The following is a 19637-nucleotide window of genomic DNA, read 5'->3' as shown; positions in this document are numbered from 1 at the left end:
GCGTTCCGACCGGCTGTCGTGTCATCAGTCCCATGACCCCCACCGTCACCGTCGGCACCTACCTCGCCCGCCGGCTGGAGCAGCTCGGACTGCGCCACCTCTTCGGCCTGCCGGGCGACTTCAACCTCGGACTGCTCGACGAGATGCTCGGCGGGTCGGGTCTGCGGTGGGTCGGGTCGAGCAACGAGCTGAACGCCGGGTACGCCGCCGACGGTCACGCTCGGTTGCGACGCGGGCCGGCCGCCTTCGTCACCACGTTCGGCGTCGGGGAGCTGTCAGCGGTCAACGCGACGGCCGGCAGCCGTGCCGAGGACGTCCCCGTCGTGCACGTCGTGGGCCTGCCCGCGACCCGCGCCATGGCCGACGGGGCCCTGCTGCACCACTCCCTCGCCGACGGCGACTTCGGGCACTTCGTCCGGATCGCGGCCGAGGTCAGCGCGTCCGCCGTGGTCGTCCGCGCGCAGAACGCCGGCACCACCGTCGACCGCGCTCTGCTCACCGCCGTCGGGTCCTCCCAGCCCGTCTACCTCGGCGTCCCGGCCGACGTCGCCGTCGCCCAGGTCTCCGCAGCCCCGCTGGCCCGGCCGCTGCGCGTCCTGCAGAGCGACCCCACCGCCGCGGAGGACTTCCGCGACGCCCTCACCGAGTTCCTCGGCGGCGCCGAGGAGGTCACGGTCCTGGCCGGCCCGCGGCTGCACCGCCGCCACCTCGAGGACCGGGTCCGCGCGCTCGCGGCCCAGAACGGCGTCCGGATCGCGACGCAGTCGGCGTCCAAGGCGATGCTCGACGAGTCGCACCCGGCGAACCTCGGCGTTTACGCCGGAACGTTCACGCGCGACCCCGAGACCCGGCGGCGCGTCGACGGGGCCCGGCCCCTCGTGCTCGCCGGCGTCGTCATGACCGACTTCCTCACGGGGTCCTTCACCCACGGGTTCGACCCGGACGCCGCCGTCGACCTCCACCTCGACCACGCGCGGATCGCCGGCGCCGCGTTCTACGGCCTGTTCCTCGAGGAGTCGCTGCGCATCCTCGAGGAGGTCCTCGAGGCCCGCTCGCCGCGTCCGGCGCCGCTGCCGCGCCGCGCCGTGGCGCCGACCGTCGCGCACACGCCCGCCGACCCCGACGGCCCCCTGACCCACGCGGACCTGTGGCCGTTGCTGCAGGACTGGCTGACCCCCGGGACCCTCGTCGTCGCCGAGGCCGGCACGTCCTTCTACGGCGCCCTCGAACTCACCCTGCCCGACGGGTGCGACCTGCTCGGCCAGCCGGTGTGGAGTTCCATCGGGTACACGCTGCCCGCGACGCTCGGCGCGATGCTCGCTGCGCCGGAACGGGAGACGGTCCTCGTCATCGGGGACGGCTCCGCGCAGCTGACGATGCAGGAGCTCGGCAGGTTGCTGACCCTGGGCCTCACCCCGACGGTCCTGCTCGTCAACAACTCCGGCTACACCGTCGAACGCGCCATCCGCAGCCCCGAGGCGCCGTACCAGGACATCGTCGAATGGGACTGGACGCGGCTGCCCGCAGCCCTCGGGGCTCCCGGGACGCCGGTGTTCCAGGCCCGCACCCCCGCCGACCTCGTCGAGGTCCTGGCGAAGGTCCGTGCCGACCGCGACTCCGGCGGGGGGCACGCGCACTTCGTGGAACTGTTCCTGCCGCGCGACGACGCGCCCGACTCCCTCGTGCAGCTGGCGCGGTCGGTGCGGTGACCGGTCAGCGCCGGACGCCCCGCCGCGCCCGCCGCCAGAGGGCGTGCTGCAGGCGCAGCGTCACCACGGCGGCCAGCAGGATGCAGCCGAGGTTCAGCACGAGCTGACCGAGGGCGCCCAGGGCGGTGCCGTACTGCGCCGTGACGACGCCCGCCGCGAAGTCGGCCGCGGCGGGCACCGTCGTGACGCTGATGAACACCCCCACGAGCGGTCCCGACTTCGCCGACGTCAGCGACAGGGTGCCCGCGATGCCCGCCAGGACGGCGACGACCACGGAGAACTGGTCCGGGGAGGCGACGAACGACGTCAGGGGACGGCGGCCGTCGAGGAACTCCTGCGGGACGAGCCCGACGGCGTCCAGCAGTGCGACCCCCGTCGCCGTGACGGCCATCGCCAGGGGGAAACCCAGCCCCAGTGCGCGCAGGGGGCCGGGGACGAGGTCGTGCCGCCGGCGCACCACGGCCACGGCGAGCGCGGCGAGTGGGCCGAACTCCGGGCCGAGCACCATGGCGCCGACGATGAGCACCTGCGAGTCGGTGAGCAGCCCGACGGCGGCGATGAGGGTGGCGAGGACCAGGAACGCGTAGAACGTCGCGGACGCCGTCGCACCCCCGTCGGCGGCGCGTTCGACCTGTTCCCAGATGAGAGCGTCGTCGCCCTCGCCCGGCGCCGCCGCCTCGGCCCGCACGACGTCGTCCCCGAGCGCGGTGTCGACCGCCTCCAGGACGATCGACCCCGACCGTTCCAGACCCAGCGCCTGCAACCCGTCGACGACGGAGTCGACGGCCTCGCGCGCCACGTCGGCCCCGACGAGGTCCGCCGGCGGGACCCCGTCCCGGGCCCCGACGACGACCGAGCGGTGCAGGACGAGGTTGGTGACCCCCGCGTCGGCGCGCAGGACGGTCAGGACGTCGTCGGTCGCGGACGCGGGAGTGACGACGCGCAGGTGCAGGACGCTCACGTCGCGATCGTGGCAGGTCGGGACCGGTCACCGCCCGCGCAGGTCGTCGACGTGAGCGTCGGCGAGGAGGCCGAGGTGCCCGGACGGCGCGGCCCCCGCGATCAGGACGCGACCGTGCCGCGTCGCAGTGGCCGCCACCTCCTCCCCGGGGACCGTCCCGCGGTACCTGCGGTGGATCCCGCGGTGGGCCCGCACCGGGAGGGTGGAACGGTGATCCCCCTCGCGACACCACCCCTGAGCAGGCCGGCCGACACGGGGCCCCAGGTGTTCGCCGCGGCCGGGATCCCGCACGAGGAACTCCTCGCCGGGCGCGTCCGCGACGCCCTCGCGACCCCGCGGTCCCGGGCGGCGGAACCCCTAGGGTGGGCCGGGTGACGCACGGTTCCACGCCCGGGGTCGAGGACGGCCCGGTACCCGGCGGGGGAGCGCGGTGGTCCTGGCGCGACCACGTCCCCGACCTGCTCGCCGGGGTGGTCAGCGCCGGGGTCGGAGCTGCGGAACTCTCCCTCCGCGCCACCTGGGGGTACGAGTCCACCAGCGCCGTGTTCGTCGCCCTGGTCGCGGTGAGCGTCGTCCTCGCCCGGCCGCTGCCGGGCATCGCGCTGGCGCTGGTGTGGTCGACGGGGGTCCTCCACCTCGTCACGGGCGACCCGGTGCTCCTGACCGAGCTGCTCCTGGCGTACGTGGCGTTCGCGGGTGCGCGCTGGGGGAACCGCGTGGTGCTGGCCCTCAGCGGCGCCTCGATCCCGGCCGGGGTGCTCGTCGGTGGGGTCGCGGTGCTGACGACCGGCTACTCACCGGGGCTCGTCGTCGTGCAGGGCGTGCGGAACCTCCAGGACGGGCTGAGCCTCTCCCTCCTCACCGCCGTTCCCGTCGCGCTCCTCCTGCTGGCCGCCGCCTGGTTCGGCGGGCTGGCCCTGCGGTACGCGGGGAACGCGGCCGTCTCCCGTCGGCAGCGGGAGCTGGCGGAACGGGAATCGGCTCGGGCGCAACGGGAGGCGGCGCAGGCCCACGAGATCGCCCGGCTGCGTGAGGAGCAGGCGCGGATGGCGCGCGACGTGCACGACGTCGTCGGCCACTCCCTGGCCGTGGTCCTGGCCCAGGCCGAGTCGGGGCAGTTCCTGCCCGACGGCGACCCGGCCGCGCTCAAGGCGACGCTCGCCACGATCGCGGGCACCGCACGGTCGTCCCTGCAGGACGTCCAGGCCGTGCTGTCCTCGACCCCGGTGCCCCCGGGCCGGTTGCAGGCGCTGGTGGACAGCGCCGGGTCGACGGGTTTCCCGGTCGAGTCCCGGTGCAGCGGAACTCCCCGGCCGCTGCCGCCCGACCTCGCGGCCGTCGCCTACCGCGTCCTGCAGGAGATGCTGACGAACGCCCTCAAGCACGGCGACCGGGCGGTGCCCCTGGTCGTGGAGCAGCGCTGGCCCGAGGGGGCGGGGGAGGAACTGGAGTTGTCCGTGACGAACGGGATCCCGCTCGCGCCCACCGCTCCACGCAGCGGGGGTCGCGGGTTGGAGGGCATGCGCCGCAGGCTCGAAGGGGTCGGCGGGCGGTTGTCGACGACGGGCGACGCCACACGCTTCACGGCGACGGCGCGGGTCCCGGTGCGCTCGTGACGGGCGGCCCGGGCGCGATCCGCGTGCTCCTGGTGGACGACCAGGACCTGTTCCGCGCCGGCGTGCAGGTGATCCTCGACGCGCAGGACGGCATCGAGGTCGTCGGCAGCGCAGGCGACGGGCTGGAGGCCCTGCGGCTCGTCGAGGAACTGCGTCCCGACGTCGTGCTCATGGACCTGCGGATGCCGGAGGTGGACGGCGTCGAAGCCACCCGACAGGTGTTCCTGCCCGAGCGGGTCGCCCGGCGTGAACGACCCGTCCGCGTCGTCGTGCTGACGACGTTCGACCTCGACGACCGCGCGGCGACGGCCATCCGCCACGGGGCCAGCGGTTTCCTGCTGAAGGACACGACGCCGGCGCAGCTCGCCGACGCGATCCGCACCGTCCACGCCGGCAACGCCGTGCTGTCACCCGCGAACCTCGCGCAACTGCTGGAACGCAACCTCGTCGCGCCGACGCCCGCCCCGCCCGAGTTCGCGACCCTGACCGCCAAGGAGCGCGAGGTGTTCGAGGCCGTCGCCCGGGGGTTGTCCAACGCGGAGATCGGGGCCCGGGTGTTCGCCTCGGAGTCGACGGTGAAGACGCACGTGGGGGCGGTCCTGCGCAAGCTCGGGTTGCGCGACCGCGTGCAGATCGTGGTGTTCGCGCACGAGAACGGGTTGCTGTCCTGAGGTGACCCCGGCGCCGTGGCGGGTTACCGTGGTGGCAGTGCCGGAACCCGGCGCCCGGACGAGCTCGCCGTACCCGGTCTGCGACAAGACGGTGGGGGAGGATCTCCTCGTGTCCTGGATCGTGCTCGTGGTCTCCGGTGTCCTGGAAGCCGTGTGGGCCACCGCCCTCGGGAAGTCCGAGGGTTTCAGCCGCCCCTGGCCCACCGCGGTGTTCGCCGTCACCGTCGTCCTCAGCATGGTCGGCCTCGCGTTCGCCATGCGCTCCATCCCGACCGGGACCGCCTACGCGGTGTGGGTCGGCATCGGAGCCGCCCTGACCGTCGGCTACGCCATGGCGACGGGTGTCGAGGCCGTCTCGCTCGTGAAGGTCCTGCTGATCCTCGGGCTGGTGGGCTGCGTCGTGGGGCTCAAGCTGGTGCACTGACCCCGGTGACCGGTCAGTGCGGCAGGTGCGCGGCGTAGGCCGCGCGCAGTTCCCGCAGCCGCAGGTTCGTCGCCGTCCCCCACGCGCTCCAGTCGACCGAGCCCCCGTCGAGCGCCACCTCGAGCTGTTCGAGGTGCAGGTGCCAGGCTGCCAGGGACATCGGGACCCAGGCGTCCTCGCCCTCGAGGTCGTTCGTCAGGCGCAGCCGGGTGCGAGCGCGCAGGGCGCCGGCGTCGAGGGGCTCGAGCTCCCAGCGCAGCAGGCCGTGCTCGGAGTTCGTGTGCTCCAGCAGGCGCGGCGGGTCGAACGCCGTGATCTGCCCGGGCCACCACTCCAGTTCCCCCGGCGGACCGGTGAGCCACTCCAGCGAGAACTCACCGCCCGGGCGGAGGTCGGCGCGCAGGTCGGCCCACCACAGCCGGGTGAGCGTCCGGTCCGTGAGCGCCGTCCACAGGGTCGCGACGGAGTGCGGGTACTCGCGCGCCAGCCGCAGCGTCGCGCGGTCCCCGCCGTGCAGGACGGCGTCACCGAGGAGGTCCACGGTGCCCATCCTCCCCGACGCCCCCGGGTGCTCAGGCGTGGGCGTCCCGGCGGGGGACCAGGGGCAGCGCCGCCAGCGGGGCCAGGGCGACGAGGGCGACCGCGCCACCGAAGCCGACGAGCGGGACGAGTGCGCCGATCCCGGGGCCGACCGCGGACGCGGCGAGGAACTGCCCCGTGTTCTGCACCCCCAGGGCCCGGCCGGCCCAGCGCGAGCCGGCTGCCTCGGCGACGGACGTGAAGGCGAGACCGTTGTCCGCGACGGAGATCGTGGTCGCCGAGACGAGCGCGACACCCGTGAGCAGCGGGACGTGGCCGGCTCCGCTGAGCGCCAGCACGAGCAGGGCCAGCACCCCGGCCACCGCCACCCAGCGCAGGACGCGGACCCGGCTGCCGACGCGGTCGCTGAGCGCCCCGACGGCGATGCGGCCGACGGCCCCGACGAACTGCGCGGCCCCCACGAGGACCCCGGCCACCGTCGGGTCCCAGCCCAGGCCGACGGTCAGCCAGACGAGCCCGAACGTCGACAGCGTGAACTGCGGGACGACCAGCAGCAGGGAGACGGCGTGGACGCGCCAGAGGAACCCGTCGCGCCGGTAGGGGTTCGGGGTCGCAGTCGTCCCGGTGCGGGCGGCCCGGGGCGGGTTCCGGACTCCGACCGCGCAGGCGACGGCCAGCACCAGCAGGCCGGCACCGGCCAGCAGGAGCGGTGCGCCGGTGCCGTGGCGGGCGGCGAGCGGGGGGACGACGACGGCGGCGACGGCCACCCCGAGCGGCTGCGAGACCTGCCGGACGCCCATCGCGAGTCCGCGCCGCCGGGCCGGGAACCAGCCCACCACGACCCGTCCGCTCGCGGCGTTGGTGCTCGCCGAGGCGGCACCCCCCAGGGCGAGCAGCACGCCCAGCAGCACGAGGTCGTCGACGGGCGCGGCGACCAGGGCGGTCACCGCCGTGAGGGCCAGGCCGCCGGCGATGACCCAGCGCTCACCGAACCGGTCGGCCAGGGCACCCCAGGCGACGAGCGTCAGGACCATCCCGAACGTGGGGGCGGCGGCCAGCGTCCCGGCCCGCGACAGCGACAGTCCGTCGCGCTCGTGCAGGAGCGGGATGAGGTACACCGGCGTGCTCACGAGGAAGGTCCCGGCGGCCTGCGCGGCGACGCCGAGACCGAGCACCCGCCACGCGGCTCGCGGGACGGCGTCGTCGGTGTAGGTTGGCATGCCAACTTGGTATACCACTTTCGTCGACGGGGAGGCTGCCGTGGGTGAGGCGTACGAGGTGCTGCGCCGGGCCGTGCTGACGATGGAGCTGCTGCCCGGGCAGGCCCTCAGCGAACGGGGGCTGGAGTCCCTGGCCGGCGCCTCCCGGACGCCCGTGCGCGCCGCGCTGGTGCGGCTGGCGCACGAGGGGCTGACCGTCCGGGACGGCCGCGGCTGGCGCGTCGCGCCGCTGGACCTCGACGAGGTCCGGGCCGTCGTGGAGCACCGGGAGGTCGTCGAGTGCGGCGCCGTCGCCCTCGCCGTCGAGCGCGCCACCCCGGCCGGCCTCGACGCCGTCCAGGTGCTCGCCGAGTCCGCCGCCGACGACGCCGACACCGGTCTGCGCGACGGCGCCCAGTTCCACGTCGCCCTGGCCCGGCTGTCCCGCAACGACTTCCTCGCCGACGCCGTGGAGGGGGCGCTCACCCGCCTGGCCCGGACCCGCTGGCTGGAGGTGCGGTCGGGGGCGTCCCGGGAGCAGGCCCGCGCCGAGCACGTCGCGATCCTCGCCGCCGTCCGGGCGGGCGACGCCGACCGGGCCGTCGCCCTCGTCCGCGAGCACGCCCGCGGGACCCGCGACCGACTCCTCGCCCACCTCGAGGCCGACCGCCTCGGGCTGCGGAGCCGTGGGGTGGCCGTCGTCGGCGCGGCTCCGGTGGGGTGACCTCGGGAAACGCCCGGGGACAACGCCCGGGGACACCCATCGGTGTCACCACGTGGAGTGAGCTGTGGGTGTCCCGATCACGTCGCCCTGACGACGTCGAGGGACACCCACGGGTGTTCCCACACCCGTGCCCGCCCCCACGCCCGGTCCGACGTGGGTGCACTCGTGGGACCGGCTCGCCGGTCGCGATCACGACGCCCGCACCGCCCCCATGCCCGGTCCCACGCCCCGCTCGCGCCGCGCGTCGGCGAGGTCAGGCCGTCGTCATGGAGCTGGGGATCCGGTCGCGGTCGTAGGTGATCGTCGTGTACCCGTGGGGGAGCGGCTGCCCGTCGGGGCCGAGGTTGACGAAGACGATCTTCTCGATGGTCAGGATGCTCTGGCGCGTGATCATGTTCCGCACCTCGGCGCGCATCGTCAGGGACGTCCGACCGAAGCGCGTGGCGCGCAGACCCATCTCGACCAGGTCGCCCTGCTGCGCGGACGAGACGAAGTTGATCTCGGAGATGTACTTCGTGACGACCTTGCCGTTGCCGAGCTGGAGGATCGCGTAGATCGCCGCCTCCTCGTCGATCCAGCGCAGCAGGCTGCCGCCGAACAGGGTGCCGTTGGCGTTCAGGTCCTCGGGCCGGACCCACTTCCGCGTCCGGAAGTTGATGCCGTCCTCGGCGGGCGTGGTGGGTTCCATGTCAGGACAATCTAGACGACGCGACCTCCGTCGGCCGGGGCGGCAGCCCTGGCGAAGACGACGTCCGCGGGCGCCGGGCGGGCGATGTGGAAACCCTGCAACCCGTCCACGCCGAGGCGGCGCAGCTCCCCGGCCTGCTCGGCGGTCTCGACGCCCTCGGCGGTGACGCGCAGGCCCAGGCCGGCCCCGAGGTTCGTCAGCAGTTCCACGACCGCGCGGTCACCGTCCCGCGTCAGCATCCCCGCGACGAAGGACCGGTCGATCTTGAGCCCCTGCACGGGGAACGCCGACAGGTGCCGCAGGCTGGACGCCCCCGCCCCCATGTCGTCGACGACGAGGGCGACCCCGGCTTGCGCCAGGCGGTGCAGCCGGGGAGCCGCGGCCTGGACGGCGCCCAGCGACGCCGTCTCCGGCAGTTCCAGGCGCAGGTGCTCGGGGGCGACCCGGTGCCGCCGCAGCAGCCCGAGGAGGTCGTCGTCGAAGGTCGGCGACTCCAGGGTCGCGGTCGACACGTTGACGTTGACCAGGTCGGGCGTTCCCGGACGCCCGCGCCAGCGCGCGTGCTCGGCCAGGGCGAGGTCCAGCACGTGCAGGTCCAGCTCCACCGACAGGCCCTCCTCCTGGGCCGCGCGCAGGACCCGGTCCGCGCCCTGGAACCCGGCACGGGGGTGCTCCCAGCGCACCAGGGCCTCCGCGCTGAGCAGGCGACCGTCGACCGCGCTGACGATCGGCTGGAAGTGCAGGACCACCTGTCCCTCCTCCAGCGCCCGCGCCAGGCCCCCGTCCGGCGCCGCCTCGGCGTCCACCCTCTGCACGGGACCGACGCGGTCACCACCGGCCTGCTTCGCGGCGTACATCGCGACGTCGGCCTCCCGCACGAGTCCGTCGACCTGCACCTCCCCGTGCAGCGGGCCGGACAGGGCCGCACCGATGCTCGCCGTGCTGCGGGCACCCGCCGCCAGGTCGTCGTCGCCGCGGCGAACGGCGTCGAGGTGCCGGCCTGCGACGGCCTGCAGCGACCGCGCGGCCGCACCGGGTGACGTCTCGAGGAGGCGGCACGCGACGGCGAACTCGTCCCCGCCGAGGCGGGCGACGAGGTCGTCGGGACGGCAGGCCGCGCGCAGCCGACGGGCCACGGACCGGATGAGGGCGTCACCCGCGTCGTGGCCGAGGGTGTCGTTGACGGCCTTGAGCCGGTCCAGGTCGATGAAGACGACACCCACCCGGACGCCCTCCTCGCCCGCGGCGCCGAGCACCAGGTGCTGCAGGTGGCTGAAGAACGCCCCGCGGTTGGCGAGGCCGGTGAGCGCGTCCCGGCTGGCGTGCCAGGCCATCCGGGACGCCGCGGCCTCGAGGACCGAGGTCACCGGCAGGCGCCGCCACTCCTCGCCGTCCCGCAGGACGAGGTCGTCGTAGCGGCGGTGCTCCGGACGCTCGAAGACGGCCGCCAGGGCGTCCCCCAGCGAGGCGGCGGCCGGCAGCACGGCACCGTCGAACTCCGCGACCGCGGTCACGGACCGGCGGGCGAGCAGGGCCCGGCCGAACCCGTACGGACCGCTCATCGCTCGCTCGAACCGGAGGCGCTGGACGGAGCCGACCCGACCGGACCGGGGGTCGACGACCACGACGCTGGAGTGCTCGTCCGCCCGGCCCGCGCGCAGGCGGGCGTCGAGCTGCCCGCACGTCGTCTCCGGGGGGACCACCCAGGCGGGGACGGACAACTCCCACAACGAGGTCGCGGACTGAGCGGGCAGCGAACTCAGCGCCACGGCGTCGATGATCGTCACGTCGCCGCGTTCGGCAGGCGCGCCGCTGCGCTCGAGCCCCGACGACGGGTGTTCACCTGGGAGCACGGTCAACCACCTGTTCGGGCGAGCAGGACGCTGTGTCGCCTGGACGCTACCGGCAGTGCCCGACGCGTCCGTGCCCGGTGTCACGCAGAAGGCGCACGGGGCGGGGCGGTCCGGAGGAGTTCTCCTGGAGTTCACCGTCCCGCCACCCCGCTGACCTCCCGGCACGCCCGTCCGGGAGTTCCATGCTGGCCGTGCAGCTGACCCCTGACCTGGGCATGTCCGTCCGGGACGACGAGGACGAACCCGAACTCCTGCTGGCCGACGGCCGCGCGGTCGACACCTGGCGGGAGGACTACCCCTACGACGCCCGGCTGGGCCGCGCCGAGTACGAGCACGACAAGCGGCTCCTCCAGATCGAACTGCTCAAGCTGCAGCGCTGGCTCAAGGAGTCCGGCGAGCGGCTCGTCGTCCTGTGCGAGGGGCGCGACGCGGCCGGCAAGGGCGGCACCATCAAGCGGTTCATGGAGCACCTGAACCCGCGCGGGGCACGGGTCGTCGCCCTCGAGAGGCCCTCGGAGCGCGAGTCCACGCAGTGGTACTTCCAGCGCTACGTGCAGCATCTCCCGGCCGCCGGGGAGTTCGTCCTGTTCGACCGGTCCTGGTACAACCGCGCCGGCGTCGAGCGCGTCATGGGGTTCGCCACACCGGAGGAGTACGACCGGTTCACAGCTCAGGTCCCGTTGTTCGAACGGATGCTCGTCGACGACGGCATCCACCTCGTGAAGTTCTGGTTCTCGGTCACGCGCGCCGAGCAGCGCACCCGGTTCCTCATCCGCCAGATCGACCCGGTGCGGCAGTGGAAGCTGTCGCCGATGGACCTCGCGAGCCTGGACCGCTGGGAGGACTACACCGCGGCCAAGGAGGCGATGTTCGAACGCACGGACACCGACGTGGCGCCGTGGACGGTCGTCAAGACGAACGACAAGAAGCGCGCCCGGCTGGCCGCCATGCGTCACGTGCTGGCGCGGTTCGACTACACCGACAAGGACACCGAGGTCGTCGGGCAGCCCGACCCGCTGCTCGTCGTGCACGCCCGGACGATCCTCGAGGCGGACCGCCGCCCGGAGACGCCCGCCCTCTGACGCCGCCGTGCAGTCGGCTGTTCACCCGGAGTTCCCGGACCCGGGTGAACAGCCGGTGAACTCTCCCCGGGAACCCTGATCCCGGTCCCCGGGGCCCCCGGAACGGGTGCAGCCTTCTCCTCGTGGAGACAGCAACCGTCATCCTCGTGCTCGTCGTGGTGGTCGCACTCACGTTCGACTTCACCAACGGCTTCCACGACACCGCCAACGCGATGGCCACCTCCATCGCCACCGGAGCGCTCAAGCCCAAGACGGCTGTCGCTCTCTCCGGGATCCTCAACCTCGTCGGCGCGTTCCTGTCGGTCGAGGTCGCCCTCACCGTCACCAACGCCGTCGTGAAGATCCAGGCCAAGGACGGGTCACCGAAACCGGAACTCCTGCAGGGCGGCGGGTCCGCCCTCCTGCTCATCGTCCTCGCGGGCCTCGTCGGCGCCATCGTCTGGAACCTGCTGACGTGGCTGGTGGGCCTGCCCTCGAGCTCCTCGCACGCCCTCTTCGGCGGCCTCATCGGCGCGACCGTGGCCGGCCTCGGCTGGGCGGGCGTGAACTGGAACGGCGACGGCAGCAAGATCGACGGCGTGGTCGGGAAGGTCATCATCCCGGCCGTCGCGTCCCCGGTGCTGGCCTGCATCGTGGCGACCGTCGGCACCTGGCTCGTCCACCGCGTGGTCTCGGGCGTCGCACAGCGCTTCACCGACCAGGGTTTCCGCTGGGGCCAGATCGGTTCCGCCTCCCTCGTCTCCCTCGCCCACGGCACCAACGACGCCCAGAAGACGATGGGCGTCATCACCCTCGGTCTCATCGCCTCGGGGCACTGGAGCGACACCGGCTCCGTCCCGTTCTGGGTCAAGGCCGCGTGCGCCCTCGCCATCGCCTCCGGCACCTACCTCGGCGGCTGGCGCATCATCCGCACCCTCGGCAAGGGTCTGGTCGAGATCTCCCCGGCGCAGGGCATGTCCGCGGAAACCTCCTCCGGCGCGGTCATCCTCATCTCCAGCCACCTGGGTTTCGCCCTGTCGACGACCCACGTGACGACCGGTTCCGTCCTCGGCTCCGGCCTGGGCAAGCCCGGGGCGACCGTCCGCTGGCGGGTCGCCGGGCGCATGGTCGTCGCCTGGGTCACGACCATCCCGGCCGCCGGTCTCGTCGGCGCCCTCACGTGGTGGATCGGCCACACGCTCGGCGGCGGGGTCGTCGGGGCGCTGGTCATCAGCCTGGGGCTGCTCGCGTTCGCCGTGGTCGTCATGCGGCACTCGCGCAAGAACCCGGTCCACGCGGACAACGTCAACGACGAGTGGGACGCGACCGCGGGTGCCGAGCGCACCCCGGCCGCCGTCTGACCCCGAGCAGGAGGAACGCACGTGACGCAGAACCTCGTCCTCGTCGGGGACGCCCTCTGGAAGATCCTGCTGGCCGCCCTGGTGCTCGGCGCCGGACTGCCGGTCCTGTTCTCGGCCGGTGTGCGTGCCATGGCCTACGGGGCGGGCGGTGACGCCGAGACGGACCACGCCCCGGGCCGCCCGATCGGCAGGGTCCTGGCCGTCGTCTGCTTCGCCGTCGTGGTGGCGGCCGTGGCCCTCGGCATCACGTTCATCGTGGCCAGCGGTTTCGGCAAGGCGCTGAGCTTCGAGCACGTCTACCCGACCGTCGTCGACAAGTGAGGGCAGACCGATGACCTCCCCGACCCTCGCCGGCCGCGTCCTGGACTGGCTGCGCGCCGGCTACCCCAGCGGCGTCCCGCAGCAGGACTACGTGGTGCTGCTCGGCCTGCTGCGCCGCAAGCTCACCGACACCGAGGTGCGCGAGATCGCGGCCGAGATCGTGGGCCTCGCCCAGCAGGGCGAGGTGACGACCGTCGCCGACGTCGAGCGCCTCGTCAACGCGGCGACGCTCGACCAGCCGTCCGAGGCCGACGTGGCCCGTGTCTCCTCGCACCTGGCCGCCGGCGGCTGGCCGCTGGCCGACCGGCCCTTCTGAGCGGCCCACCGGCACCGCCACCCCGTCCACCGAGCCCCCTCCCGCCGCCCGCGGGAGGGGGCTCCGTCGTCTCCTCGGCCTGTGGGAACCTGGCCCGCGTGAGCGCACCGCACCGGGATCCGCGCCTGGTCCTGCTGGTCGGCGCCGGTGGTGCGGCCGGGACCCTCCTGCGCTGGGCGGTCTCGGAGGTCGTGCCCGCCGCCGACGGGTTCCCCCTCGCGACGCTGGCGGTCAACGTCGTCGGGTCCTTCGTCCTCGGCCTGCTGCTCGAGGAGCTGACGCGCCGCGGTCCCGAGACGGCCGCGGCGCGGCGCTGGCGGCTCGGCCTCGGGACCGGGTTCTGCGGCGGGCTGACGACCTGGTCCAGCTTCGCCGTCGAGGTCGACCGGCTCACGAGCACCGGCTCGGTCGGGACGGCCGCCGGGTACGCGCTGGCCTCCCTCACGGCCGGGCTCCTCGCCGTCGTGGCCGGGGTCGCGCTCGCCGCGCGGAGGGCCCGGTGATCCTCCTCCTCACCCTCGCCGGCGGTCTCGGGGCGGTGGCCCGCTTCGTCCTCGACGGCGCGGTCCGCACGCGGTGGCCGTCGCGGTTCCCCTGGGGGATCCTCCTGGTCAACGTCCTGGGCTCCCTCGTGCTGGGTTTCCTCACGGGTCTGGTGCTGAACGGGGCGGACCCGCAGTGGCGGCTCGTGCTCGGCGTGGGGTTCTGCGGGGGTTTCACGACGTTCAGCACCGCCATGACGGACACCGTGCGCCTCGCCCGGGACGGCTCCGTGCGCCTCGCCCTCGGCAACCTGCTCGGGACGCTGGCGGCGACGGTCACGGCGGCGGCCTTCGGGCTCGGCCTGGCCGTCCTCCTCTGACCGCGGATCCGTGCTCGGACGAGGCAACCGGACGGGCGTCCCCGTCGTCCTTCCCGGCGTGGGGGAGGAGTTCGAGGAGTTCGTGACCGCCGGCAGCGACCGTCTGCTGCGGCTCGCGCTGCTGCTCACGGGCGACCGCGCGCTCGCGGAGGACCTCCTGCAGGACGTGCTCGAACGCGTGTACGTGGGGTGGCGGCGCATCGAGGACCCGCACGCCTACGCGCGCACCGCCCTGGCGCGCCGCGTCACCGACCGCTGGCGGCAACGGGGCCGGCGCCCGCGCGAGGTCGAGCTCGAGGACTGGCACGGCGAGCCCGTCGCGGACGGCACCGCCGCACGGGCCGAACGGTCCCGGGTCGTCGAGGCGCTGCGGGCCCTGCCGCCGCGGCAGCGCGCCGTCATCGTCCTGCGGTACTTCGAGGACTGGTCCGAGGAACAGATCGCCGACCAGCTCGACGTGTCGCGCGGGACCGTCAAGAGCCAGGCCTCCAAGGGGTTGCGGACCCTGCGGACGCTCGTCGGGGAGGAGGTGGGTGCACGGTGGACGACCAGCTGAGCGCCTGGGAGGAGCGGCTGCGCCGCGAGCTCGACCAGGCGGTGCGGGAGGTGCGGGCCCCGGACGACCTCGCCGCCTCGGCCCGTGCGGGCGGGCGGCGACGCGTGAGCCGACGGCGGGCCCTCGTGGCCGTCCCGGTGGTGGTCGCGGCGGGCGGGGCGGCGTGGGCCGGGTGGGCCGGTCGGACGCCGCAGCCGGTGACCCCGGCCGCCCCGCCCCCGTCCGGTTCCTCGTCGGCACCGCCGGTCCCGCCCGAGGTTCCCGTCCCCACGACGCCGGCCCCGGAGGCGGCCGCGCCGGCCGACGACACGACGGCCGTCGACCGGTTCCTGGACCAGTACCAGTACGCCGACGCGGAGCGGCTGGCGGCGCTGTGGAAGGTGGACACGTGGGAGGCCAAGGTCAAGGGCGGGCAGCTCCTGCTGTCGGGCGCCGAACTCCCGGCGACGCCGTGACGTCGGAGGGCAACCCCGGGCGGCGCTGCGTCGTCTGGAGGGGCATGAGCGAAACTCCGCACCGCACCGCCGCCCAGCGCCGCGCCGCCCGCGTCGTCACCGCCACCGTCGTCGCGAGCGGGCTGGCCCTGGCCGGTGGCAGCGCCTACGCCCAGGCCCGCGACTCCTCGACGGACAAGCCGGCACCGGTCTCGGCGGAAGCCTCCCCGGAACCCGTCGCGGAACCCGTTGCCGAACCCGTTGCCGAACCAGTTGCCGCCCCGGTGCCGGCCGACGACGCCGCCCGGCAGACGTACTTCGCCGCGGGTCACACCTACGACGACGCCGTCGTCCTCGGCGCGCAGTGGAACCTCGACCCGTTCGAGGCCAAGGCCGAGGCCGGGAGGAAGCTGGCGGCGGGCCAGACCCTGCCGCTCGCCCCGGGGTCCAGCCCCGTCGCCGAACCGGCCCCCGTGGCGGACGACGGTTCCGCCGCCGCGGTGGACGCGTTCTTCGCGGCCGGTCACGACTACGACGACGCGCTCGCGCTGGCGGCGGTCTGGAACGTCGACCCCTTCGAGGCCAAGGTCACCGCGGGGCAGCGGATCCTGGCCGGGGAGACCCTCCCGGTGGCGCCCTGAACGAGCTGCCCCGCACCGGGTTCGAGGTCGAGCTGCTCGCCCCGCGGGGGGCGAGCCGGCTCGACCTCGCCGTCGAGCTGGCGCGGCGCTGCGGCGGACGCGTCGTGCGCCGGTTCCACGTGGACACCGAGTCCTCGGCGACCCCCGGCGTCAGGGCGTTCTGGCACCTGACGCCCGCGTTCGACGTCGTCGACGGCACCGGAACCCACCGCTGCTCCCTCGTGGACGACACGACGATCGTCGCCGACCTCGACGGGGCCGCGCCGGCGCGGCCGGGGTGGTTCCGCGTGCTGAGCGACGACCCGCGGCTGCTGCGCCTCGTGCAGCGGTACGCCGACCCGGCGGAGGGGATCGGGTCGGTGCTCGCCCCCGTCGCGGCGGTGTTCGGCGCGCAGGTCGTCGAGGTCGCCGGCGTGCACCGTCTCGACGACACCGCGGGCGCCACGATCGCACTCGCCGCACCCCTGCCGGGGGGACGCGAACGGCCGTGCGAACTCGTGACGCCGCCCTTCACCGATCGCCACGCCGAGCACCTCGAGGACCTGCTGGAACCGGCGCGCGACCTGGGTTTCTCGGTGCCGCGGGAGGCGGCCGTCCACGTCAACCTCGACGCCGAGGGTTTCCGTGACGTCGCGCGCTTCCGTCAGGTCGTGGAGTTCTTCGCGGCGCGGGACGACCTGCACCGGAGGTTCAGGACGAACCCGCACTGCCGCCGGCTGGGTCCGCTGCCCGACGAGCTCGTCGACCTCGTGGGGCGCGACTGGCCGGACTGGGAGTCCCTGCGCGCGGCGGCGGCGCGCACGCCGGTGACGAAGTACGCCGACGTCGACGTGACCCGCGTGCTGGGCCTGCGGCCGGGGCCGGACGTGCTGGAGGTGCGGTTGCTGCCGGGGTCGGTCGACGGGGTGGCGATCGTCCGGCAGGCGGCTCAGCTCTGGGGGTCCCTGTGCCCGGCCGGGCGTTCCACCAGGTAGGTGTGACCGTTGCGCGTGACGCGCTCCCACTGGGCGTACCCGGCCTGCGCCTCGGCCTCGGTGCGCGGGCCGCGCTGGGGGCCCTCCTCGTGCGAGACCTGCGCGGGGCCGGTGAAGCTGAACACGGCGTCCAGGAAGAGGTCGACCCACTTGTTCTTCGAGGTCGGCCGGCGCAACCGGGCCGGGGTCCGGGGGTCCCGGGGGTCCGGCGTCGACGATTGTTCGTGCATGAATCATTAGTGTACGCGGGGTCGGCCGACCGTCAACGCGAGCTGCGTCACGTCCCCCGGGCGTTGCCGGAACGGCAACAGCGCTCGACGCCCGCCCCACCCCTGCGCAGGATCGGGGCATGAGCCGCTTCGACCCCACCGCCCGCGACGCCGAGGAACTGTGGGAGGGGATGTACGCCGCCCACGGCGGTCACGTCTGGACAGGGCGCCCCAACGCCGCCCTCGTGGAGGCCACGGCGGACCTCACGCCCGACACCACCACCAGCACCGCCCTCGACCTCGGCTGCGGCGAGGGTGGCGACGTCCTGTTCCTCGCCTCCCGCGGGTGGCACGTCACGGGCGTCGACGTCTCGGGCACCGCCCTGGACCGGGCCCGGGCCCACGCTGCGGAGGCCGGTGTCGCCGACCGCACCCGGTTCGAGCGGCACGACCTCGGCGTCTCCTTCCCGGACGGGACCTTCGACCTCGTCACGGCGTCCTTCCTGCACTCCTACGCCTTCCTCGACCGCGCCGCCGTCCTGCGCCGCGCCGCCGAGGCCGTCGCGCCCGGCGGTTCCCTCCTCGTGGTCGGGCACGTCAGCCGCCCCGAGCAGCTCGGTCCGCTGGGGGAGGACTTCCCCGGCGCGGACGTCGCGCTGCCCGACCCGGACGAGCTCCTGGCCACGCTCGCCCTGCCGTCGCAGGACTGGACGGCCGCCCGCAAGGAGCTGCTCGAGCGCACGACGACGTTCGAGGACGGCACCGAAGGCGTCTGGCGCGACGGGGTCCTGCGGCTGGACCGGCGGTGATTCCGGCACCCCGGCCCTGACGAGCCCCTGACCTGCAGCGATGGTGGTCCGTTCACCCCTCCGTGGTAGGTCTTTGCCCATGCCGTCCCCTCGCCTGGCCCTCACCCGCACCTACCTCGCGCCCACCCCCGGGTCGGCGCAGGAGTCGGCGCTCGAGTCGGCGCCCGGGGGCGGGGAGCTGCCCGGCGTCGCCGACGTGCGCCCCGAGGTCGAGGTGACCAGCGAGGAGACGCACTGGGACACCAGCGACCTGGCGCTCGCGGCGGCCGGTGTCTCCGTGCGCCGCCAGACCGCCGAGCGGACGAGCCCGGCCCCGCGCGGGTGGGTGCTGGAACTACCGGGCCGGGGGCCGCGCACGCACGAGGTCCGCCAGGCGCTGGGCCGCGCCGTCCGCACCGCACCCGCTGCGCTGCAGCGCCTCACGTGGGCCGCGGCCCGCGGGCGCTCGCTCGGCCCGGTCCTGGAGCTGTCGACGAGCGCGCGGCAGCGCGACCTGCTCGACGCCGAGGGCGACGTCGTCGCGCGGCTGACGACCCGGCAGGTGCAGGCGCGCGCCCTGGCACCGGAGGACTCCTCCCCGCAGGTCTGGGCGGAGTGGCAGGTCGAGGTCGTCGACGGCCGCCGCGACCTGCTCGACGCCGTCACCGACGCGTGGGAGGCCCTCGGCGCGGAGGAGTCCGACCGCACCGCGCAGCTGCGCGCGGTCCTCGACGGCCCCGACGACGAGGACGGCTTCGACGCCGTGTCGGTCGACGACAGCGCCGGTGCCGTCGTGCTGGCCCGCCTCGCGCAGGACGTCGGCTGGCTCCTGTCGCAGGACCCGCTGGCCCGCATCGACGCCCCCGACGCCGTCCGTTCCCTGCGCATCGCCGCCCGCCGCCTGCACAGCGTCCTGACGACGACGGCCCCGCTGTTCGCCGAGGGCGCCACGGAGGAGCTGCGGACCGAGCTCGCGTGGATCACCGGTGTGACCAGGCCGGTCCGCGACCTCGACGTCCTCGCCGAGAAGCTGCTGGAGGACCTCGACGAGGAAGCCGCCGGGCACACGGCCGGTTCCGGCACGGGCGACCCGGCCGTCGTCGCCGACCGCGTCCGGGCCGTCCTGGCCGACCGCGCCGTCGCCGCGCACGCCGCGGTCCTCGAGGCCCTGGACTCCCAGCGCTACCGCGACCTCGTCGCCGCGCTCGAGGCGTTCGTCGCCGACCCGCCGACCCTCAAGTCCGCCCGCCGCGAGGCCCGCAAGGTGCTGCTGCCCCTCGTCGCCGACGCCCACCGCGCCGCGCGCGACGCCTACCGGGACGTCGACCTCGACACCGACCTCGAGATCGACCACGACGTCGACCACGTGACCGCCGACGACGCCGACGCCCTCGTCCGCCTGCGGGACGCGGTCGCCGCCGCCCGGGACGCGGCCGGTGTGGTGGCCCCCAAGGTCGGGGAGGCCGCCGAGGAGTACGTCGACGTCCTCAAGGAACTGCTCGACCTGCTCGACGAGCACGCCGACACCGTCCTGGCCCGCGAGTTCCTCGCCGGTCTCGTCGAGGAGTTCGGTTCCGGCGCCTTCGTCCTGGGCCGCCTGCACGCGCTCGAGGAGGTCCGTTCCGCCGTGGCCTTCCACGACGTCGAGGAGGCGTGGGACGCCGCGAACCGCAAGAAGCTGCGCAAGTTCCTCAAGTGATCGACCGGTAGGGCGGGGCCGGCGCGTCGG

25 protein-coding genes and 1 riboswitch are annotated in these 19637 nt (G+C 74.7%); of the genes, 18 read left to right on the top strand and 7 right to left on the bottom strand.

Annotated elements, in window-relative coordinates:
• Positions 1 to 32: 32 nt before the first annotated feature.
• Positions 33 to 1709, top strand: a complete 1677-nt coding sequence (locus ACFEMC_RS20760; protein WP_380171436.1) for an alpha-keto acid decarboxylase family protein — start codon at positions 33 to 35, stop codon at positions 1707 to 1709.
• 4 nt (positions 1710 to 1713) lie between these two features.
• Here ACFEMC_RS20760 and ACFEMC_RS20755 read toward each other — a convergent pair whose 3' ends face one another.
• Both ACFEMC_RS20755 and ACFEMC_RS20750 read right to left on the bottom strand, forming a co-directional pair.
• Positions 1714 to 2670 (bottom strand): DUF389 domain-containing protein, encoded by a 957-nt coding sequence (locus ACFEMC_RS20755; RefSeq protein WP_380171434.1) that lies wholly within the window; start codon positions 2668 to 2670, stop codon positions 1714 to 1716.
• 27 nt (positions 2671 to 2697) lie between these two features.
• Positions 2698 to 2865 (bottom strand): hypothetical protein, encoded by a 168-nt coding sequence (locus ACFEMC_RS20750; RefSeq protein ID WP_380171432.1) that lies wholly within the window; start codon positions 2863 to 2865, stop codon positions 2698 to 2700.
• 15 nt (positions 2866 to 2880) lie between these two features.
• On the opposite strand from ACFEMC_RS20750, the gene ACFEMC_RS20745 reads away from it, so the two are divergent.
• The 4 genes from ACFEMC_RS20745 (at position 2881) to ACFEMC_RS20730 (ending at position 5381) form a co-directional block, all read left to right on the top strand.
• The gene (locus ACFEMC_RS20745) at positions 2881 to 3045 is read left to right on the top strand and encodes a hypothetical protein (RefSeq protein WP_380171431.1); all 165 of its coding nucleotides are present in this window, start codon (positions 2881 to 2883) and stop codon (positions 3043 to 3045) included.
• A complete protein-coding gene (locus ACFEMC_RS20740; protein WP_380171429.1) occupies positions 3042 to 4286 on the top strand; it encodes a sensor histidine kinase in 1245 nt (414 codons plus the stop codon). Before ACFEMC_RS20745 ends, ACFEMC_RS20740 begins: the two co-directional genes overlap by 4 nt.
• Positions 4283 to 4957: a response regulator gene (locus ACFEMC_RS20735; protein WP_380171428.1), complete on the top strand. Its 675-nt coding sequence runs from the start codon at positions 4283 to 4285 to the stop codon at positions 4955 to 4957. The genes ACFEMC_RS20740 and ACFEMC_RS20735 overlap by 4 nt, the downstream gene beginning before the upstream one ends.
• Positions 4958 to 4991: 34 nt before the next feature.
• A riboswitch (guanidine-III (ykkC-III) riboswitch) is annotated at positions 4992 to 5055 on the top strand.
• Between the two features lie 11 nt (positions 5056 to 5066).
• Positions 5067 to 5381, top strand: coding sequence for a DMT family transporter (locus ACFEMC_RS20730; RefSeq protein ID WP_380171426.1), 315 nt, complete (start codon positions 5067 to 5069; stop codon positions 5379 to 5381).
• Positions 5382 to 5394: 13 nt separating this feature from the next.
• On the opposite strand, the gene ACFEMC_RS20725 is transcribed toward ACFEMC_RS20730, so the two are convergent.
• Complete coding sequence (locus ACFEMC_RS20725) at positions 5395 to 5922, bottom strand: SRPBCC domain-containing protein (protein WP_380171424.1); 528 nt, start codon at positions 5920 to 5922, stop codon at positions 5395 to 5397.
• A gap of 31 nt (positions 5923 to 5953) precedes the next feature.
• Positions 5954 to 7141: an MFS transporter gene (locus ACFEMC_RS20720; protein WP_380171422.1), complete on the bottom strand. Its 1188-nt coding sequence runs from the start codon at positions 7139 to 7141 to the stop codon at positions 5954 to 5956.
• A gap of 40 nt (positions 7142 to 7181) precedes the next feature.
• Here ACFEMC_RS20720 and ACFEMC_RS20715 point away from each other — a divergent pair, with 40 nt between their 5' ends.
• Positions 7182 to 7844, top strand: a complete 663-nt coding sequence (locus ACFEMC_RS20715; RefSeq protein ID WP_380171420.1) for a GntR family transcriptional regulator — start codon at positions 7182 to 7184, stop codon at positions 7842 to 7844.
• Between the two features lie 253 nt (positions 7845 to 8097).
• Here ACFEMC_RS20715 and ACFEMC_RS20710 read toward each other — a convergent pair whose 3' ends face one another.
• Together ACFEMC_RS20710 and ACFEMC_RS20705 are read right to left on the bottom strand one after the other, a co-directional pair.
• On the bottom strand, positions 8098 to 8532 hold the full coding sequence (locus ACFEMC_RS20710; protein ID WP_380171418.1) for an acyl-CoA thioesterase: 435 nt from the start codon (positions 8530 to 8532) through the stop codon (positions 8098 to 8100).
• 11 nt (positions 8533 to 8543) lie between these two features.
• On the bottom strand, positions 8544 to 10385 hold the full coding sequence (locus ACFEMC_RS20705) for a putative bifunctional diguanylate cyclase/phosphodiesterase (RefSeq protein WP_380171416.1): 1842 nt from the start codon (positions 10383 to 10385) through the stop codon (positions 8544 to 8546).
• Between the two features lie 182 nt (positions 10386 to 10567).
• On the opposite strand from ACFEMC_RS20705, the gene ppk2 reads away from it, so the two are divergent.
• The 10 genes from ppk2 (at position 10568) to ACFEMC_RS20655 (ending at position 16911) form a co-directional block, all read left to right on the top strand.
• The gene (gene ppk2, locus ACFEMC_RS20700; protein WP_380171414.1) at positions 10568 to 11467 is read left to right on the top strand and encodes a polyphosphate kinase 2; all 900 of its coding nucleotides are present in this window, start codon (positions 10568 to 10570) and stop codon (positions 11465 to 11467) included.
• A 122-nt stretch (positions 11468 to 11589) separates the two neighbouring features.
• Complete coding sequence (locus ACFEMC_RS20695; protein ID WP_380171412.1) at positions 11590 to 12807, top strand: anion permease; 1218 nt, start codon at positions 11590 to 11592, stop codon at positions 12805 to 12807.
• A 21-nt stretch (positions 12808 to 12828) separates the two neighbouring features.
• On the top strand, positions 12829 to 13128 hold the full coding sequence (locus ACFEMC_RS20690; RefSeq protein WP_380171410.1) for a hypothetical protein: 300 nt from the start codon (positions 12829 to 12831) through the stop codon (positions 13126 to 13128).
• Between the two features lie 10 nt (positions 13129 to 13138).
• Positions 13139 to 13444, top strand: coding sequence for a DUF3349 domain-containing protein (locus tag ACFEMC_RS20685; protein WP_380171408.1), 306 nt, complete (start codon positions 13139 to 13141; stop codon positions 13442 to 13444).
• A gap of 98 nt (positions 13445 to 13542) precedes the next feature.
• Complete coding sequence (crcB, locus tag ACFEMC_RS20680) at positions 13543 to 13947, top strand: fluoride efflux transporter CrcB (protein WP_380171406.1); 405 nt, start codon at positions 13543 to 13545, stop codon at positions 13945 to 13947.
• Positions 13944 to 14306: a fluoride efflux transporter CrcB gene (gene crcB / locus ACFEMC_RS20675; protein WP_380171404.1), complete on the top strand. Its 363-nt coding sequence runs from the start codon at positions 13944 to 13946 to the stop codon at positions 14304 to 14306. Before crcB (ACFEMC_RS20680) ends, crcB (ACFEMC_RS20675) begins: the two co-directional genes overlap by 4 nt.
• A 10-nt stretch (positions 14307 to 14316) precedes the next feature.
• Positions 14317 to 14862 (top strand): SigE family RNA polymerase sigma factor, encoded by a 546-nt coding sequence (locus ACFEMC_RS20670; RefSeq protein ID WP_380171401.1) that lies wholly within the window; start codon positions 14317 to 14319, stop codon positions 14860 to 14862.
• Positions 14847 to 15317, top strand: a complete 471-nt coding sequence (locus ACFEMC_RS20665; protein WP_380171399.1) for a hypothetical protein — start codon at positions 14847 to 14849, stop codon at positions 15315 to 15317. Before ACFEMC_RS20670 ends, ACFEMC_RS20665 begins: the two co-directional genes overlap by 16 nt.
• Before the next feature lie 44 nt (positions 15318 to 15361).
• On the top strand, positions 15362 to 15937 hold the full coding sequence (locus tag ACFEMC_RS20660) for a hypothetical protein (RefSeq protein WP_380171397.1): 576 nt from the start codon (positions 15362 to 15364) through the stop codon (positions 15935 to 15937).
• Positions 15856 to 16911, top strand: coding sequence for an amidoligase family protein (locus ACFEMC_RS20655; protein WP_380176890.1), 1056 nt, complete (start codon positions 15856 to 15858; stop codon positions 16909 to 16911). The genes ACFEMC_RS20660 and ACFEMC_RS20655 overlap by 82 nt, the downstream gene beginning before the upstream one ends.
• Here ACFEMC_RS20655 and ACFEMC_RS20650 read toward each other — a convergent pair.
• Complete coding sequence (locus ACFEMC_RS20650; RefSeq protein WP_380171395.1) at positions 16866 to 17141, bottom strand: hypothetical protein; 276 nt, start codon at positions 17139 to 17141, stop codon at positions 16866 to 16868. The genes ACFEMC_RS20655 and ACFEMC_RS20650 overlap by 46 nt on opposite strands.
• Before the next feature lie 119 nt (positions 17142 to 17260).
• Between ACFEMC_RS20650 and ACFEMC_RS20645 the strand changes: the two genes are divergently transcribed.
• Complete coding sequence (locus ACFEMC_RS20645; protein ID WP_380171393.1) at positions 17261 to 17929, top strand: class I SAM-dependent methyltransferase; 669 nt, start codon at positions 17261 to 17263, stop codon at positions 17927 to 17929.
• Between the two features lie 79 nt (positions 17930 to 18008).
• On the top strand, positions 18009 to 19607 hold the full coding sequence (locus ACFEMC_RS20640) for a CHAD domain-containing protein (protein WP_380171391.1): 1599 nt from the start codon (positions 18009 to 18011) through the stop codon (positions 19605 to 19607).
• The last annotated feature ends 30 nt before the right edge of the window (positions 19608 to 19637 follow it).

The sequence above is a fragment of the Kineococcus sp. DHX-1 genome, from assembly GCF_042473625.1.
In the GTDB taxonomy this organism is placed as follows: Bacteria; Actinomycetota; Actinomycetes; order Actinomycetales; family Kineococcaceae; genus Kineococcus.
The sequence above is the reverse complement of the archived record's forward strand: the minus strand, read 5'-3'. Positions and strand labels throughout refer to the sequence as shown.